General features: G+C 44.8%; 21 protein-coding genes. 20 read left to right on the forward strand and 1 reads right to left on the reverse strand.

What is annotated here, in order from left to right:
* The first annotated feature begins 51 nt into the window (after nt 1–51).
* From Q6344_04635 to Q6344_04700, 14 genes are all read left to right on the forward strand, one after another.
* Nucleotides 52–1755, forward strand: coding sequence for a terminase large subunit (locus tag Q6344_04635; protein ID WLG14625.1), 1704 nt, complete (start codon nt 52–54; stop codon nt 1753–1755).
* On the forward strand, nt 1752–3002 hold the full coding sequence (locus Q6344_04640; protein ID WLG14626.1) for a phage portal protein: 1251 nt from the start codon (nt 1752–1754) through the stop codon (nt 3000–3002). Before Q6344_04635 ends, Q6344_04640 begins: the two co-directional genes overlap by 4 nt.
* Nucleotides 2974–3648 carry an HK97 family phage prohead protease gene (locus Q6344_04645; GenBank protein ID WLG14627.1) on the forward strand — a complete coding sequence of 225 codons (675 nt, stop codon included), beginning with the start codon at nt 2974–2976 and terminating at the stop codon, nt 3646–3648. The genes Q6344_04640 and Q6344_04645 overlap by 29 nt, the downstream gene beginning before the upstream one ends.
* Before the next feature lie 8 nt (nt 3649–3656).
* Nucleotides 3657–4853 carry a phage major capsid protein gene (locus tag Q6344_04650; protein ID WLG14628.1) on the forward strand — a complete coding sequence of 399 codons (1197 nt, stop codon included), beginning with the start codon at nt 3657–3659 and terminating at the stop codon, nt 4851–4853.
* A gap of 123 nt (nt 4854–4976) precedes the next feature.
* Nucleotides 4977–5288: a hypothetical protein gene (locus Q6344_04655; protein WLG14629.1), complete on the forward strand. Its 312-nt coding sequence runs from the start codon at nt 4977–4979 to the stop codon at nt 5286–5288.
* A 30-nt stretch (nt 5289–5318) separates the two neighbouring features.
* Complete coding sequence (locus tag Q6344_04660; GenBank protein WLG14630.1) at nt 5319–5507, forward strand: hypothetical protein; 189 nt, start codon at nt 5319–5321, stop codon at nt 5505–5507.
* 2 nt (nt 5508–5509) lie between these two features.
* A complete protein-coding gene (locus tag Q6344_04665) occupies nt 5510–5818 on the forward strand; it encodes a head-tail connector protein (protein WLG14631.1) in 309 nt (102 codons plus the stop codon).
* Between the two features lie 32 nt (nt 5819–5850).
* The gene (locus Q6344_04670; protein ID WLG14632.1) at nt 5851–6087 is read left to right on the forward strand and encodes a hypothetical protein; all 237 of its coding nucleotides are present in this window, start codon (nt 5851–5853) and stop codon (nt 6085–6087) included.
* Between the two features lie 5 nt (nt 6088–6092).
* The gene (locus Q6344_04675) at nt 6093–6449 is read left to right on the forward strand and encodes a phage head closure protein (protein ID WLG14633.1); all 357 of its coding nucleotides are present in this window, start codon (nt 6093–6095) and stop codon (nt 6447–6449) included.
* A 2-nt stretch (nt 6450–6451) separates the two neighbouring features.
* Nucleotides 6452–6955, forward strand: a complete 504-nt coding sequence (locus Q6344_04680; GenBank protein ID WLG14634.1) for a hypothetical protein — start codon at nt 6452–6454, stop codon at nt 6953–6955.
* A complete protein-coding gene (locus tag Q6344_04685; protein ID WLG14635.1) occupies nt 6952–7314 on the forward strand; it encodes a DUF3168 domain-containing protein in 363 nt (120 codons plus the stop codon). Before Q6344_04680 ends, Q6344_04685 begins: the two co-directional genes overlap by 4 nt.
* A 62-nt stretch (nt 7315–7376) precedes the next feature.
* Nucleotides 7377–7874 carry a phage tail tube protein gene (locus Q6344_04690; protein WLG14636.1) on the forward strand — a complete coding sequence of 166 codons (498 nt, stop codon included), beginning with the start codon at nt 7377–7379 and terminating at the stop codon, nt 7872–7874.
* A gap of 76 nt (nt 7875–7950) precedes the next feature.
* Entirely contained in the window at nt 7951–8307 is a 357-nt protein-coding gene (locus Q6344_04695; protein WLG14637.1) for a phage tail assembly chaperone family protein, TAC, read from the forward strand.
* A gap of 17 nt (nt 8308–8324) precedes the next feature.
* Nucleotides 8325–8597: a hypothetical protein gene (locus tag Q6344_04700; GenBank protein ID WLG14638.1), complete on the forward strand. Its 273-nt coding sequence runs from the start codon at nt 8325–8327 to the stop codon at nt 8595–8597.
* On the opposite strand, the gene Q6344_04705 is transcribed toward Q6344_04700, so the two are convergent.
* Nucleotides 8594–8815, reverse strand: coding sequence for a hypothetical protein (locus Q6344_04705; protein WLG14639.1), 222 nt, complete (start codon nt 8813–8815; stop codon nt 8594–8596). The two genes, Q6344_04700 and Q6344_04705, sit on opposite strands and share 4 nt — an antisense overlap.
* 109 nt (nt 8816–8924) lie before the next feature.
* Here Q6344_04705 and Q6344_04710 point away from each other — a divergent pair, with 109 nt between their 5' ends.
* The 6 genes from Q6344_04710 (at nt 8925) to Q6344_04735 (ending at nt 17294) form a co-directional block, all read left to right on the forward strand.
* Nucleotides 8925–9602 carry a hypothetical protein gene (locus Q6344_04710; protein ID WLG14640.1) on the forward strand — a complete coding sequence of 226 codons (678 nt, stop codon included), beginning with the start codon at nt 8925–8927 and terminating at the stop codon, nt 9600–9602.
* Nucleotides 9603–9739: 137 nt separating this feature from the next.
* Entirely contained in the window at nt 9740–13087 is a 3348-nt protein-coding gene (locus tag Q6344_04715; protein WLG14641.1) for a lytic transglycosylase domain-containing protein, read from the forward strand.
* A complete protein-coding gene (locus tag Q6344_04720; GenBank protein WLG14642.1) occupies nt 13084–13560 on the forward strand; it encodes a hypothetical protein in 477 nt (158 codons plus the stop codon). Before Q6344_04715 ends, Q6344_04720 begins: the two co-directional genes overlap by 4 nt.
* Nucleotides 13560–14087, forward strand: coding sequence for a DUF1833 family protein (locus Q6344_04725; GenBank protein WLG14643.1), 528 nt, complete (start codon nt 13560–13562; stop codon nt 14085–14087). The genes Q6344_04720 and Q6344_04725 overlap by 1 nt, the downstream gene beginning before the upstream one ends.
* Nucleotides 14084–14458, forward strand: coding sequence for a hypothetical protein (locus tag Q6344_04730; GenBank protein ID WLG14644.1), 375 nt, complete (start codon nt 14084–14086; stop codon nt 14456–14458). Before Q6344_04725 ends, Q6344_04730 begins: the two co-directional genes overlap by 4 nt.
* Nucleotides 14433–17294 (forward strand): host specificity factor TipJ family phage tail protein, encoded by a 2862-nt coding sequence (locus Q6344_04735; protein WLG14645.1) that lies wholly within the window; start codon nt 14433–14435, stop codon nt 17292–17294. Before Q6344_04730 ends, Q6344_04735 begins: the two co-directional genes overlap by 26 nt.
* The last annotated feature ends 45 nt before the right edge of the window (nt 17295–17339 follow it).

The raw sequence follows: 17339 nt of genomic DNA on the forward strand, positions 1-17339 counted from the left end.
CCACCCATAGGGTGGTTTTTTTACGCCTAATAAAAGACAAGAAACTATGAAATGGCCCGTACCAAATACACCAATGTTGCTAAAGCTGAAAAGTATGCACGCGACGTTGTTGCGGGCAAAATCATCGCATGTAAGTGGGTAAAACTAGCATGCCAACGTCACCTTGATGACAAAAAATCCAGTCGCTCAAAGGATTTTCCGTACAAGTTTGACCCTGCAAAAGCCGAAAAGATAGCCAAATTCATCCAATTACTACCGCACACCAAAGGCAAATGGGCACAAGATCGCTTATTGATCACGCTCGAGCCTTGGCAGTTATTCAGTATCTGCATTCCGTTTGGTTGGATACACAAGAAAACTAAGCTGCGTCGCTATACACGAGTCATCATCTTTGTGCCACGTAAAAACGGCAAATCAATCATTGCTGCTGGTATCGGCTTGTATATGTTCGTCGCTGATGGTGAGTTTGGTGCTGAGGTTTATTCGGGCGCAACCACTGAGAAGCAAGCATGGGAAGTGTTCCGACCTGCTAAGCAAATGGTTGACCGCACACCACAAATGAAAGAGTGGTATGGCATTGAATCCAATGCATCCAACATGAATGTATCACGTGATGGCAGTCGATTCGAGCCAATCATTGGTACACCAGGTGACGGTTCAAGTCCGTCTTGTGCGTTGGTTGATGAATACCATGAGCACAAAGACAGCACATTGTACGACACAATGGAAACGGGCATGGGTTCGCGTGAGCAGCCAATGATGGTCGTTATCACCACTGCCGGTAGCGGCATTGGTGGACCTTGCTACCTACTCATTCGTGACGCACAAAAAATGCTTGAAGGTGTGATGGATATCCCTGATATGTGGGCGATGATCTACACCAAAGACGAAGATGACGACTGGACAAGCGAGCTTGCTTTACGTAAAGCCAATCCAAACTACGACATATCGGTCAGTGGCGACTTCTTAGAAGCGCGGTGCCGTGATGCTGTGCAGTCAGCACGCAAGCAAAACACATTCAGAACCAAGCACGTCAATGAATTTGTCGGTGCCAAGTCTGCTTGGATGAATATGTCCAAGTGGAATCAAGCGCCGGCACGTTTATCTCTTGATGAATTACAGGGCCGTCCGTGTTATATCGGCCTCGATTTGGCAACTAAGATTGATATGGTCGCTAAGATTATGATCTTTCCTCCGTATGGTGGGGATCCTGATTACCACGTCCACGGCAAGTACTACATTCCAGAAGCACGCCTCTACGAAGAGGGTGAGGTTAATAGTGAGCGATACCAAGAGTGGGACAAGCTTGGCTTGCTTACCGTGACTGATGGTGAGGTCATTCAGTTCTCAGTGATTGAAGATGATATCCGTGATGACATGGTGACTCACGATGTGCAAGAGGTGGCGTTTGACCCATGGCAAGCCGCACAACTCGCTCAAAACATGGAAAACGATGGCGTAACAATGGTTGAGATACGCCATACCGTGCAGATGATATCTGAACCCATGAAAGAGATGGAAGCATTGGTGCTGTCACAGCGATGGGCGCATGGCGATTGCCCAATCATGACTTGGATGATATCGAACGTGACTGCGACCTTAGACAAAAAAGACAATATCTATCCAAACAAAGAGCGAGCTGAAAACAAAATTGATGGGCCAGTTGCTGGAATCATGGCGTTGGCACGTGCGACGGTGCATGACCATGACGCTGGCAACTTAAACGACTTTCTAATGGACCCAATTATCGCATGAGTACACTTAATGACAGTAACTGGTGGTCACGATTCAGAGGTTCGTGGCGCAATGAGAGCCGCTTAGATAAGGGAGATACTTCTATCCCTTTTACGGGCGGCAGCACTGCTGGTGGTAATAGCATCAGCCCAGATAAGGCGATGAAGCTTGCAACTGTGTGGGCATGTGTCCGATTACGTAGTGAAACCATTGCTTCCTTGCCGTTCCACCTTCGTGATGAAAATAAAGACCTAGCAAAAGACCATCCTTTGTATCGAATTTTGCACGATCAGCCCAACGCTGACATGACTGCCAGTGAGTTTTGGGAAGCGATGGTTGCTTCTCAAGAGCTGGATGGCAATGGATATGCACTCATACTTAGAAACACTTTAAAAACAGTCATCGCTTTAGAGTTTTTAGACCCAGAACATATGCACGTAAGTCGCAGTAATGTGGGTAAAATCGATTACACATATAAGAAAGGCACTAAGAACGAAGTTGTTTATGACGAAGAAGACATCTTGCATCTAAAAGGATTTTCTCTTGATGGCTTGGTTGGTTTGTCGGCTATCAAATATCAGTCCGATGTTATTGGTGGTCAGATCGATGCAAACAATGCCGCTAATTCTGAATTTAAAAACAATCTCAAGGCGGGCGGCTTTCTTAAGACTGGCGAAAAAACGCTTAACAATGAGCAGCGTGAACGCTTACGCCAAAACTTAGCGACATTTGGTGAGCCTCAGAATGCTGGCAAGTGGATGGTACTCGAAGCTGGTATGGAACCAGCCAGTGCTTCACATATACGTATTAGTGCACAAGATGCTCAGTTGCTTGAAAACCGCCGCTTTGGTATCGAAGAGATATGTAGAACCTTCAAAACCCCGCCACAGCTTATCTATCACATGGATAAGGCGTCCTCATGGGCGTCTAGTCTTGAGCAAATGAACTTGGGTTACCTAACGTATGGCTTACGGCCAACACTGGTACGTATTGAGCAAATGGTTACGCGCAAGCTGCTGACACCTGAAGAGCGTAAAAAATACTCACCGAAGTTTTCGGTTGAAGGTTTGTTGCGTGCAGATAGTGCAGCTCGTTCAGCTTTCTATAGTCAGCTACTACAAAATGGCGTGATGACCCGTAACGAAGTACGAGCATTAGAGGATTTACCAGCACATGCTGGTGCTGATCAACTTACCGTACAGCTCAACCTCACACCTATCGAACTATTAGGAAAAAACAATGAGTCAACTAAAAACGAAAGCGATTAGCTTTGACGTAAAAGCCATCGACGATGAGGGCCTTTTCAGTGGTTATTGCAGCGTCAATGACGTTGAAGACAGTTACGGTGAAGTTGTTAAGAAAGGTGCATTCGCTGACAGCATCAAGGCATGGGCAGACAAAGGTAAGATGCCGCCAATTCTATGGCAACACAATCGTAGCGAAGTGATTGGCGTTTGGACCAAGCTGACCGAAGATGATCACGGGTTATATGGTGAAGGTCGCTTGCTTATCAAAGATGTTGCTCGAGCACGTGAGACTCATGCGCTAATGAAGCACGGAGCCATTGATGGTCTGTCTATCGGTTATCGGTTGCAGAAGTGGTCCTATAACGAAGACGAGTCGGTACTGGAATTACTGGCCATTGACTTAAAAGAAGTCAGCGTTGTGACCTTTCCCGCTAATGAAGAGAGCCGAATTGATAGCGTTAAATCTATTTTAGAAAAGGGCAAGATGCCCACACTACCCGAATTTGAGAAGTTCCTGCGCGATGCTGGTGGCTTCTCCAAATCGCAAGCTACTGCCATAGCTGGGCATGGTCTGCGCTCACTGATTCAGGGCGAGCCTGAAGCAAAACAATCAGCTAATACCGATATGAGCGCCACGCTCACTATCTTAAAAAACATTAATTTATAGAGGTTGTTATGGATCCTGAAGATCAAGTAAAAGAGCTCGCCACTGAATTTGCGAAAGCAACTGACAGCGTAAAAGCGTTAGGCGTCGAATTAAAAGGCAAAATGCAGGCGGGCGAAAAGAATATGGGCGACCTAAAAGATCAGGTCGATAATGCATTAACGGCGATGAATGAAGCTAAGACTCGTCTTGATGACTTTGAGCAGAAGCAAGCACGTCGTGGTGATGATGGTCAGGTTGAGCAAAAATCACTTGGTCAGCAGATGTTTGAAAGTGAGCAGTTTAAGTCATTCGCTGAAAACCCACGAAATGGCGGCCGCGCGACTTTGCATATTAAAGACGTTACTAGCGCAACGACTGCTGCGCCTGGTTCGGCTGGCGCGTTGACTACGCCTCAGCGCCAAGCTGGCATCATTGCACCGCCCAATCAAATGTTGCATATCCGCGATTTGATTGCATCTGGCACCACCGATAGCAACTCTATTGAGTACATTCGTGAAACTGGCTTTACCAATAACGCAGCTGCGCAAAGTGCTGAAGGTGCGTTGAAAGCTAAGTCTGATATCCAATTCGCTGATGAAACATCTGCCGTTCGCACGATTGCTCACCACATCAAGGCATCTCGTCAAATTTTGGACGACGCGGCGCAGCTTGAATCCTATATCGGCGGCCGATTGATGTATGGCTTGAAATTGGTTGAAGACCGTCAATTGCTAAATGGTGACGGATTGACGGGTAATCTAAAAGGTATTGTGCCACAAGCGACTGCCTTTGCTGACCCTACTGGCATGGCTAACTATACGATCATGGATCAATTGCGCTTGGCAATGCTGCAAGCGGTATTGGCTGAATATCCGGCAAGTGGTCACGTCCTGAACCCAATTGACTGGACATTGATGGAATTATCGAAAGATACAGAAGGTCGTTACATCATTGGGCAGCCGCAAGGTACTGCTAACCCAACCATGTGGGGTCTGCCAGTCGTTGCCACTCAAGCGATGGGTGTTGGTAAGTTCTTGACTGGCGCATTTAATATGGGAGCCCAAGTCTTTGACCGTCAGCAAGCATCAATTGCCATTGCGACTGAGAACGAAGATGACTTTGTGAAGAATATGATTACCATTCTTTGTGAAGAGCGCTTGGCACTTGCAGTCTATCGTCCAGAAGCATTCATCACTGGAACGCTAGCGGCGAAAACTACGCCTTAGTAATCACGAAACTTTTATCCTTAAAAATACAAAACACGCAACTTGTCTATCAAGTTGCGTGTTTTTTTATTAAGCCAAAGCCAGTTTATTAAGCTGATTTTGTCTTACTAAAAGGAGTAGGTCATGGAATACAAGGTAACTAAGCAGCACTGGGGTGACAAGCAATACTTTGAAGGCGATACGCGCGAAGTTAAAAACGACTCAGACGCTAAAGAGCTTCTAAGAATGGGGTTGATTATCGATCCTAAAGCAGCTGCAGCAGATAAGAAAAAAGCTGCCGCTGATGCTAAGGCGGCTGCAGAAAAAGCTGAAAAGGAAGCTGCAGAGGCTAAGGCTGATGCTGAACAGGCTAAGAAAGAGGCTGGTGAGGCAGAGAAGGCAGCACCTGAAACCAAAAACAAGATGGCAAAAGAGCCAGCTAACAAATCAGAGTAAACCGTTATGTTTATACGTACTTTGAGATACATGATAGTCAACCGAACCCCTCTGCAGCGCGATACCACTGTTGAAGTCGACAAAGCAGAAGGTAAAAAACTGATCAATAAAGGCTACGCTGTCGAAGTTGATGCACCTCATGTTGATGTAGCAAAAGCGGAAACGCCAAAAACCAAAGCGGCAGCAGTGAAAACCGACACCAAAGACAAGGCAGATTAACCATGGTCACACTCGAGCAGGTGAAATTTCAATGCCGCATCGAGCATGATGATGAAGATGTGCTGCTGTCAGGATACATGGCAGCTGCTCGTGACCATGTTCAAATGCACCTTGACCGCACCATTTACGAATTGGCGGTGCCAGATGATGACCCTAATGGTGTTATTGATAATGCCTCTATTGACCAAGCGATGTTACTCATCGTTGGCCACTGGTACGCCCATCGTGAAGCAGTGTCTGAATCATCGATGACCGAGATGCCAATGGGTGCTTATCATCTGCTACAGCCCTATCGAAATATGGGAATTTAATATTATGTCATGTAAAGGATGCGAGGCACGCCGTGAGTGGATCAAACGAAGAACCGATGAAGCCAGAAAACGAGCTAAGCAGCTTATTGCCAAGCTTAATAACACTGACGACCAAACTGGTCGAACAAAATAACGTACTCATCCAGCAGTCCAGTGAAAAAGAGCAAATCATATTGCGACTGCTTGATCAGCACGATGAGATATTAAACGAGCTCGTCGAGCAACAAGACGACGATGACGAAACAGGCTCAACCTTTTTAGATGGGTGAATAATATGGCAGTCAATGCTGGCGAGTTAAAGCACCGCGTCACTATCCAAAGCTATGTTAAGGGTGGGCGTGATGAAGATGGATATGATTTGCCGTCAGAGTGGATCGACTACAAAAAAGCCTATGCCAAAATCACGCCTCTATCTACTAAGGATTTGCTTAGCGCCCAAGCTGCTGACTCTGAAATCACTGCTCGAATGAAAGTCCGCTATCGCACTGGTCTTGATATCGATACGACTATGCGTGTTATTTGGAAGGGTCGATTGTATGCAATAGATAGCCAAGGGCTTGATGATAGTGATAGCGGTTTGGAGTATTTTACATTTGCTCTTTCAGGCGGCATTGAGCAATTCAAGGACTAATCATGGCAAACGAAATTACCGGGCTTGATGAAGTGCAAGCAAAGCTACGTCAGCTTGGCAATCAACGTAAAGCCAAAAATGCTGCCACACGCTCTTCACGAAAAGCAATGAACATCGTCAAAAAAGCAGCTGTAATCAATGCCAAAGCGCTCGATGACAAAGACAGCCCCGAAAAGATTTGGAAAAACATCGTTACTAAGCCCGGTAAAACTAAGGGCGTTGATAATGTTGTGATGAAGGTCGGTGTAAAAGGCGGTGCGAGAAAGTACGGTACCAATGCAGACAATCGACGTGCAAACCGAATAGGTCGAACTTATCAGACGCAGGGCGATAAGAAAAACCCCGGCGGTGATACTTGGTACTTCAGACTGGTAGAGTATGGAAGCGCTACCAATAACGCTACTCCTTTTTTGCGACCGGCACTAAATAACAATATGGCCGCGGTGCAGGCTGAATTTACCAGAGCATACAAAGAAGAGCTTGATAAGGAGATTGCCAAACTATGAGCTTTTTACCGATATACCGCACACTTAAAGCTGATATCGACTTGGCATTGCTTATCAATGTCGAGAGTAAAGCGTTTGAGGATGTAGCGCCCTTTGGTACAGCGCCACCGTACATCGTCTGGCAAACCATATCAGGGCAAGCAAACAATCATTTGGATGAACCCGCAAATTTTGACGATACTCAATATCAGGTGATGGTGTATGACACCAGTCCACGCAAAGCCAATGAAATTCGTGATGCGGTACGAGCGGTGCTAGAGAAACACTCTTGGATATTAAACCCATCAATCAGTCAGCATGACAGCAAAGCCAAGCTATACGGTCGCGGATTCGATGCAAATTGGATCTTAGAGCGTTAGTTGTTAATCAAAACCCCATCAATTCACAATCAAAACTCCATCAAATTACAGGACAACTCGTTATGGCTAAGATTAAAAAAGGCGTATTCACGCAAGGTACCAATGTTTGGATTAAACACGGTGAAGAGGGTGCAGTGGTACTGACTAAAATGATGTGTATCACAGGCATTGTGTTGGGTGATGATAGCCCCACTGATATCCCTGATACGTGTCTGGAGGAAGAAGATTCAGCAACGTCCACTTATGGACTGAATACACCGGGTGAAGGGTCTATCACGATTAATACCGATCCTGAAAACGCCACTCATATTACTTTACTGCAGCTTGCGGATGACCGTGAAGGCGTAGAAGTATTCGTTGGCTGGTCTGACGGTAAGATTGTACCAACGCTTGAGGCTTTGACTGGTGTAGTCACGCTGCCTGAAGGTCGTACTTGGACATCGTTCACAGCCCTGCTGAAAAATAGCGCACCTACATTCGACCCTGATTCGTTGGTAAAGCACACTGTCTCTATGAAGCGTCAGTCTCGAGCTATCACGGCATACAAGACTACGCCGTAAACGTGCTGTAATCAGTAATGATCACTAACACTAAGCCTCTTAATTGAGGCTTAACTATTTTTAGAGGATTGGAAAGATGGAAAAGTATGAACTATCAGACATCAAAGCAGGTAGCTTGGTTGGAGAGATACATGAAGATACAGTTGAGTTTTACCACAAGGGCAAGCTGTGCAAAGTTGATATCAAGTACAAAACGCTTCCATTTTTAGAAAGTGATTCGTTACATAAACGTATGAATAACAATGAAGATGTTGCTGCTGAATGGATAAGTAAGGCATTGGTCGATGAAAAAGGTAAGACGACGTTCACGCAGCAGCAAGTCGAAAAAAACTTTATTCAACCATTGGCGAACGCTGTATTTAATAAAGTATGGGGGCTTGATAGTGTAAAAAAGGCGGTGGCGGAGCAGACGGCCAAGAAGAAAGAGGGGTAATCGCTGGTGAAGATGAATTGCTGTTTGAGCTTGCGCTGGCTGGTATCGGCGGCAATACAGTTCATCAGGTTAAAACCAATCTTACTATGGTTGAGATTAGCCAGTGGGCAGTATATCGTCAGCGTCGTGGTAGTTTAAATATTGGCAGGCGTGTCGAGCAAGCTGCTGCAAATATCATTGCAATGAATATTAATAAAGGGCTTAAAGTTGAAGATTGGGTGGAGCCGCTTGAGTTTATGCCAAATGAAGATGATGTCGTGGTGAGTTTTGAAGATCAGGTTGAGAGTTAAGGGTATGATTTACCACATTCTGAGCATTCCCAATTGCCATGATTGACAAATAGATTGGCTAATAATAGAAATGCTAATACAAACAACCACAAGCCTAAAGTAATTATCACCAATATAATATGTAGTATCCAATTAAACTTTTCAGCATTACGATGGTGAATAGTTTTTTTGCCTTGTTTTGAGCAATGGAGTAATCTTTGTTCTACTACGGTTGCCATACGACCTACCTTATTTAAAATAATTCTTCGTTTGATACAAGGGTAAAACTAGATATTTGTATTGTTTCGTAATACTATCTCTTAAGTAACTAATTATCTAGAGGGTTTTATGAAAAATATACTACTAACATCGGTTATAACAGCTGGCGTCTTGTCTGCTTGTGCTACACCTAACTATAATTATACTCCTGAACTCAAAGAGATAAGTAACCCACCAATTGGACAGGTGACTACTGCAAGCCTTGGAGATCATATGCTGACTCAAGGAATGATGGTTGAGCAAGATGCTATCTATATAGATGGCGACTACAATATGTCTGGCAATAGAGTATCTTCAGGCTATTTTGCGAAACAAGGTGAAGATGAAAAGTATGAGCAGTACAGAATCTCTAATGACGTTGGTGCTGGTAAAGTTACAAAGGGTCTATTAAAAGATCCACCTGCTTTGTTGGCTGTTAGAAAAGAGGATAATGCTCTTTGTGTTATGACGATTTATAACTATGTCAGCAGTTGTACCGCAGACGTTCCGTACAAAAAAACCAATTGGGCGACTGCTAATAAAAATAGCTTTCAACAAACATTGCTCTATAACGGTAAAGTAGGTAATAAGATAAATATTGGCTATCGTGAATTTAGTAGTGATACAGCAAGACCGGCCTTTAATAATGATGTTGAATACGACTTGTCTCAATCCAAGGAAATTGGGTACAAAGGTGCCTTGATAGATGTCATAGATGCCGATAACAAGCAAATTAAATATAAAGTTACTAAAGGCTTTAATAAGTAATAGTATTTTTGAGAGCTTGAATAGCTAAATGTTTAGAGTGGTAAAATAATTCAATAAACTAAAATAGCAATAAGAACCCCATCAGCGTTTAAAACGCCAATGGGGTTTTTTATTGCTAAAAATAAGGACAATTCGTTATGGCAGGTACTTCACTAGGCACGCTAACCCTCGACTTGGCGGTACGCCTGAGTGAGTTTACCGATGGTCTGTCGCGTGCTGAACGTGAGACACGTGACAGTACTGAAAATATGGGTGAGTCTGTTGGTAAGTTTAAAGAAAAGTTAATAGATGATCTCAGTGGCACGGCTATCGGCGATGCTGTAGGTTCTCTTAATGAAAAACTTTCTTCCATTACTGACGCTTTTGGCGAAGGAGGTTTAGCAGGCGCGGCGGCAATAGGCGCTGCTTCTATTATAGGGTCAGTCGCTGCTATAGGTGTGGGGTTAGTAACGTTAGCATTGCAAACAGCAGAAGCAGACGAGCAATTAGAAAGATTGGCCACAAGAGCAAACACTTCTATTACCAACCTACAAGTTTTGACGGCCGCCACTGGTGCGTATGGGCTAGAGATGGAAAGCGTCGGTGATATCTTGGCAGACGCTCAAGAGAAGCTAGGCGAGTTTAGCGCGACCGGTGGTGGTGGTCTAGTAGACACCTTGGAGCTTATGCAAAACGCTACCAAGAAGACTGATGCGGAGCTAGAAATATTTGGTAAAAGCTTATCTACGATGGACAGCGTAGATGCTATCCAAGCCGTAGTTAACGAAATGGAGCAGGCAGGAGCGACAACACAAGAAGTAAGATTCGTTACTGAGTCATTAGCAAGTGGCTTAGGCGACATAATACCGCTCTGGGACAACAACGGTGAAGCCTTGCGTAATTATGAGCATGACCTCAATGAAGCTGGCGTGATAAGAACTAAGGAGTCCATAGAGCAGTCTCAGCTCTTAGCAAATGAGGTCGAAGGCTTGCAGATTAAATTTGAAGGTGTATCCAATCAACTAGTCACTGCCGCTCTACCAGCCATGGCTACGCTAATAGAGTATTTCAAAGAAGGTACTACCCAAGGCGGTAGCTTCAAAAATGAAATCAGTGGTGTGGGTCAAGCTATAAATATTACAGCAGCATCAGTCGTTGGGCTAGCAGCTGGCATGGGGCTACTGATCAATTCATTCTCAGCCGTTGGTCGTCAAATGGCCAACATAGGACAAACAGCGCAAAATTTTTATAATGCTGATAATTTGGCTGATAAAGGTAAGGCTTTATTTACTGGTTTCTTTTCTGCTGGAGCTTTAGCTAGTGGAAGTATGTTAGATATCTCTAGCCAATGGGCTAGAGATATGGAAACTATAAATAAATTGCTAGATGGCGCTTCTAGCAAAATGAATAAGATTAATACACAGCGCCCAGTAGCAAACACTTCGTTTGGTAGCGTTTTAACCCCTAAGGGCAATAATGCTGCGTTCCCTTATAGAAATGACGGTATTCCCTATCGAACGGGTGCAATAGATGTAGAGATTATAGCTTCAAGAGCTATGGCTGACGCTGCTGAAGAAGAGGCTAAGGCGCAAGAAAAGCTTGCTAAGGCTAACGATAAAACTGCAAAGTCGCTTAAAGGTTTAGCGACTGTCAAGCTGAGTGTGAATACTAAAGCACTGAATAACGCTGAGAACTATGGCTTTGCAAACTATGAGGCTCAATATGGTTTACCACAAGGATTGATGACCGGCATTCATATGCAGGAGTCACATGGTAATACTAAAGCGACTGGGCCATCTACCAAGTGGGGAACAGCAAAAGGTGGATTTCAGCTTATAGATGCCACTGCCAAGAGATTCCAAGTTGATAACGCTTACAACATGGAGCAAGCGACAGAGGGTGCCGCCAAGTATCTAAGTTATCTATACAAGCACTTCAATGGCGACCTGGCTAAAACCATCGCGGCATACAATACAGGCGAGGGCAATGTAGATAAAAACCCAATGTCATTGATATTATCTGACCGATGGGCTAGAAACAAGAAAACAGGGATTGGACAAACCAAAGAGTACACTAAAAACGTACTTGCTTACATGAAGTCAGCCACGACCGATACAAGTAAATTGGTTTATGACACCGTGACCAAGCAAGCGCAAGATGCCCAGAAGTTGCAAGAGGAGACGCTTCGCCGTCAAGGTTCGATACAAGCAAAGTACGCCACTGAGCGTGAAAAACTCGATCGTGATTACGTGTCCAATGTCACCGAGATTGAATCTTTGTATGCCGAAGGTTCGCTTGAACGCACTGATTTGCTGAATCGTGCGAAAGCAGAATATGACGCAAAACGCACCGCCACCGCAAAATCAATACTCGAAAGCTACATGCAGGATGAGGAGAAGCTGACATACGCGCATAACAAAAAAATTGAGCGTATCAACGTTGAGTTTGCAGAAGATGACCAGTCAAGACAATTGCTCATTGACTTGCAAAATGCAGCGTATCAAGAAGATTTAGCCAACTTCAAATTTGCATCACAAGCCAAGGCGCGCGCCCAAGACAAGATGTACCAAAGTATTGCCAATAGCATGAAGGCCAATGGTTTGTCTGCTGCTAGCACTGGTCTTGATGCAATGGCTCAGCGCACTATGAGCAATAAAGATTATGAAGTCTGGCGCTTAGCTCAAGATCATGATGAGTCATTTAACTCCGTTAACAGTCAGTACTCCAATCGACAAGCTGAAATCAATGCGGTGGATGAGCGCGGTGAATTTGCGTTGCCAGAGCTTGAACGCAATGAGTTGCTGGAGCTGGCACGTCAAGAACACCTAGACAGTATGTGGGCAATGGAACAGGAATATGCTTTAAAAGACCAGACGCTAGCGGAACAGCAGGCTGCGCAGCGCGTAGCTATTTATCAAGGGTTGTTCGCTGGCATGACCAATGCTGCCTCTGTATTCTTTGGCGAAAACTCAAGACTGCACAAGCTTGCGTTTGCAGCTGAGCAAGCTTACGCGGTAAATAAAGCGCTCATGAATGTCGAAGAGACCTATTCCAATACCTTTAACTCATTGTCAGCCATCCCTCTTATTGGCCCATACATTGCAGCGCCAGGTGCGGCAGTTGCTGCTGGACTACAAGTAGCTAGCGCCACCAGAATCCAAGGTATGTCAGCACCAAGCATAGCCGGCATTGCCCACGGCGGTCTTGATTATGTACCTAAAGAATCTACCTACTTACTCGATAAAGGCGAACGCGTATTGTCACCACGCCAAAACAAAGACCTAGCCAACTTTATGGAAAATGGTCAAAAAGCCAGTGCCGGCAACATCACTATCAACAACAATTCAAGCGCTGAGGTAAGTGCTAGGCATAATCCTGACGGCACGGTAACGGTCGATATGGTAGACAAGATGATTGAAAAATCATTTAAACGTATTCGCACCGCCAACTCACTCGAGAGCAAGAGTATACAGCGCGGCACAACAGCAAGGGTGAATCGCCGATGAATAATTTTGCACTCTGTCCATTACAGCGCGGCTACACGCCAGAAGTGGCAAACAATTTATTAGAGCAAGCACTGATGGGCGGTTTCGCCCGTCAGCGCGTGCAGTTTGTCAATAACGTACATACCGTAACCGCATCTGTCATGCTCGATGAGAAAATTAAGCAGCAGTACTTTTGGGCATTCTGGCGCAGCCATCAGACAAATCCACGTCCGTTTCTTTGGCGCTTGATTGTTGATGAAACCAGTGTTGCTACCTACGTCTGTCAGTTTGTCGCTGGCTCGCTACAGCTTGGTGAGCGTGACGGTAAAGTCTATAGCGTGTCGTTTGGTTTGCGTTTAAAGCCAAATAATACTGGCAAAGATTTTGACGAAACTATCATCGGTCTGTGGAACGATGGCGACCCGCGCAAACTCCTTAACTTGCTTGCTAAATTGGTTAATGAAGATTTGCCAGATGCACTAGGGAGTTTGTAATGGCAGTAACGATTGATGATATCAAAGACCTGCATCTTGACAGCTCTCCCAGTATCGCCGCCCTCGAGACAATAGAGGTCAGTCACAGCTTATGGCCAACGCCAATACGTATCGTAACCAATCACGCCGATGGTGTTGATGCCATGCTTGAGACGGGCGAAGTGGTGAACTTTGAGTTTGCGCCATTGTTAATCAACCGCGGTAAAACCTCTGATGATCTTGATCAAAGCTTCAACATTACCTTGGGCGACTTGGGTGAGATTGTACCACCGCTAATCAAGCAGATAAGAGCATCTGATAGCGACGAGTACCCACAAGTAATTTACCGTCAATATGCTTACGACGTGACCTCCATGTCCTTTGCTAAGGACAAACCTATCGATGTTGTAAAAGGCTTGTTCATTGAACAAATGAGCCGTGACCATCAGGCAACAACGTTCGATGCTAAGACGCCAGATAAGAACACTGTGCCCACAGGTCGAACTTACAGCCTTGAGGAATATCCTGATTTAAAGGCGTTGTTATGAAAAGCATTGATCCTTTATTGAATCGTCAGTTTGACCGTGACAATTATCACTGTGTCCACTTGCTCATAGATGCTGGCAAGCACCTATTTAGTTATGACTTTAGCCATTGCTTTTTGGGATTGACTGGCTCGCTTGACGATACATTAATACCAACCAAAGAAGGCATGGGGCAGGGTGATTTAGTTGCTACGCCACGTGACGGCACTATCATCCTCATGATGACCCTAGACAATAGACATCATGTGGGCTTGTACTATTGCGGACGCATACTGCATCTATCAGAAAGCGGTCCACGTTTTGAAACCCTTCGGAGCATCAAGAGACAGTATAAAAAGGTGCGATTTTATGATGTTAAAAATTTTTCACAATGAGCTTGATGCTAGCGAATTTGCTGAGCATTTCTATACGTGCTTATTAACCGAATGGATAGCAGTCCGCGAACAGTATCCGCAAGCCCGTTTGTATAAAGGCGCAATTTGCGTACAGAACGATATCACCCCAAAGACCAAGCTGGACGCATGGGCGCTCAAAGACGTGACTGGGGACTATCAAGTATTGTGTCATGCTGGCACACCACTTGCCTTTGGTATTATCGCCGCGGTCATATCAGTAGGTGTGGCAGTTTATACTTACATGAATATGCCAGAAATGAATGCGCCGCAAGATATAGCAGGCTCTCCAAATAATAGCCTTGCACAGCGTCAAAACAAGCATCGTGTCAATGAACGTGTACCAGATATCTATGGCAAGCCTAAAGTTATCCCAGATTTGGTATCAACCGTTTATCGATATTATGAAGGTAGTGTGCAGGTAGAAGAGTGCTTACTGTCTATTGGTACCGGCTCCTTTGCTGTAAACGAAGATACGATCAAAGAAGGCGAAACACCAATCAATACGATTGATGGTGCGTCCATCAGTATCTATGAACCTGGTCAATCAACCATAAGTCCAAATCCACAAATACAAATCGGATCTGTCTTTGATAAGTTGCAGATTGTCACTAAGCAGGTAAGCGCTATCGACGGCAAGCAAACGCTGCTATCACCTAACAGTGCAAGAATATCTACGCGCTCAGTAACCGTCACCAGTCCAAATGAAATCAGCGTGCCCAGCGACACGATAAATGAGTCTGGCCGCAGATGGAGCGAAGATTTTGGGCGCTGGGTAGATTATAAAATTGAAGGCTCTGTTGATTTTTCTTATAAATTTACTGCTGGCGAAAAAGTAACGATTAGCAATGCCATTTATGGCACGGTCGAAGACATTAGATTGTCGGGTAACACCAATGTGGCGATGGATGGTGTACTAACCATTGCAACTTCTATCGATGTGGTCAATCCAGATAATTATAAAAGGGTTCGAATTGCGTCGTTATTAATCAATGACCCAGTAAGCGGTGCGCTCGATTTGGCGGGCGAGTATGATGTTGCTTCAATAACAAAGTCAGGTTCATCGGGCGCTTATTTTTACGAGGTCATATTGTCGGACAGCTTTGCTGCTACTAACCCTGGTTTTTCATTACTGACAGAAGATGCTGTTGCACTTACAGCGTCAGTATTGACGGGTAATAGCAATAATGTGGATTTGAGTGGCACATATACAGTCGCTAGTACAAACGGTGGGGTATTAAAGTTAGTGAATCCCGTGGCGACCAATGCGGATTGGGGCAAGGTCGATAGCTTGACCGCCGCTCAAAAACAACAATTTCTGAGCAGGCAGGTTTTAATCAAGGGCTCAAAGGATAATTTCATTGGTTGGTATTACGCCGGTAGCAAAGACAGCACTGGTTTCATCCTTAACTTTTTAGCGCAAAACGGCATATATGATGGTGACGACAGTAAGCAGGTGACCATTGAGGTTGAGTATCAAATGGTCGTTGACGGTGTGCCCACAGGTCAGGTCTATCGCTACGGCGATGTCATGCAAGGCGTAGCAAATAATAGAAATCCAATTGGTATTACGCTTAGAAAAGATTTGCCGCAAGCTGGGCAGTTCAGGTTTAGAGTTAAGCGCGAAAATGATAACGGTGATAGCGCAAGTTTAATAGATGATGTGGTTTTTGAGAGTGCATACAGCTACTACGAAACTAAGAAATCAGTCTATGAGCATGACACCATTGTCCGATTGCGGCGCATGGCCATTGGTTCTGGTACCAATGCTAGTGAACTGAATATGATCGCCCATCGTAAGCTTGATACGATTGGAGGCTTTCTTCCGACGAGCGACTTTGCTGATATTGCGATAGCAATGGCGCTCGATCCTTACATTGGTCGTATGGATGCTACCGAAGTTGATAACCAGTCTTTTTATGATATCAGTAATGAGATAGCGGTTTACTTTGGCACCGATAAAGCTTGTGAGTTTAACTATACGTTTGATGATAAATACGCTAGCTATCAAGAGATGATATTTACAGTTGCGGAAGCAGTTTTTTGCACTGCTCGTCGTGAAGGTGGCTTGCACTATTTTAGCTTTGAGCGCGAAACACCTAACAGCCTCGCGTTATTTAATCATCGTAATATCGCACCAGAGAGCATGGTGGTTACTGAGTTCTTCGGCATCCAAGATAATTATGACGGCATTGAGTTTAAATGGCGCGATCCGTCAGATAATTACAGCGAGGCGATTGTTAGGCTGCCTGACGACTTGCGAACCAACTACAAGACGATTGATAGCCAAGGCGTCACCAATAATGCTCAGGCTCATTTTTTAGCACATCGAGCATGGAATAAGCTGAAATACAACCGTAAAGCGATAGAGTTTACCGCATATGGAGAGGGTGATTTGGTGACGCGCATGGATAGAATTGCTGTCGTTGATTCTACGGTACCGATACTGTGTAGCGGTCAAATCGAATATCAAGAAAATACAGTATTGACACTCGACTATCCGGTTGAGCTCGATGCTGGCAAGAGCTACGTCGTTCATCTACAGCTTAAAAACAGCACGGTTGACGTGATTGAAATCGTTGGTCAGATTGGTGACCATCAGATTGAGCTGGCACGCATACCAATGATGGCATTGGTAACTTCAGGTGTGACACATGCAGTATTTAACATCACCGAAGCCACTGATGCAGAGGCTGACGCTTATCTGGTCAGCGAGAAGGCTGGCAAAGGTGTGTTTGAGTCATCGATAAGCGCAATAGCTTATGACAGCAGATACTATCCAAACGATAAAGACTACATAAACGGCTTGATAGCCTAAAATTAATTCAAACATACGCCCTCCATTATGAGGGCTTTTTTGCGG

Origin of the sequence: Psychrobacter cibarius, from assembly GCA_030686115.1 — a bacterium.
Classification (GTDB): domain Bacteria; phylum Pseudomonadota; class Gammaproteobacteria; order Pseudomonadales; family Moraxellaceae; genus Psychrobacter; species Psychrobacter cibarius_C.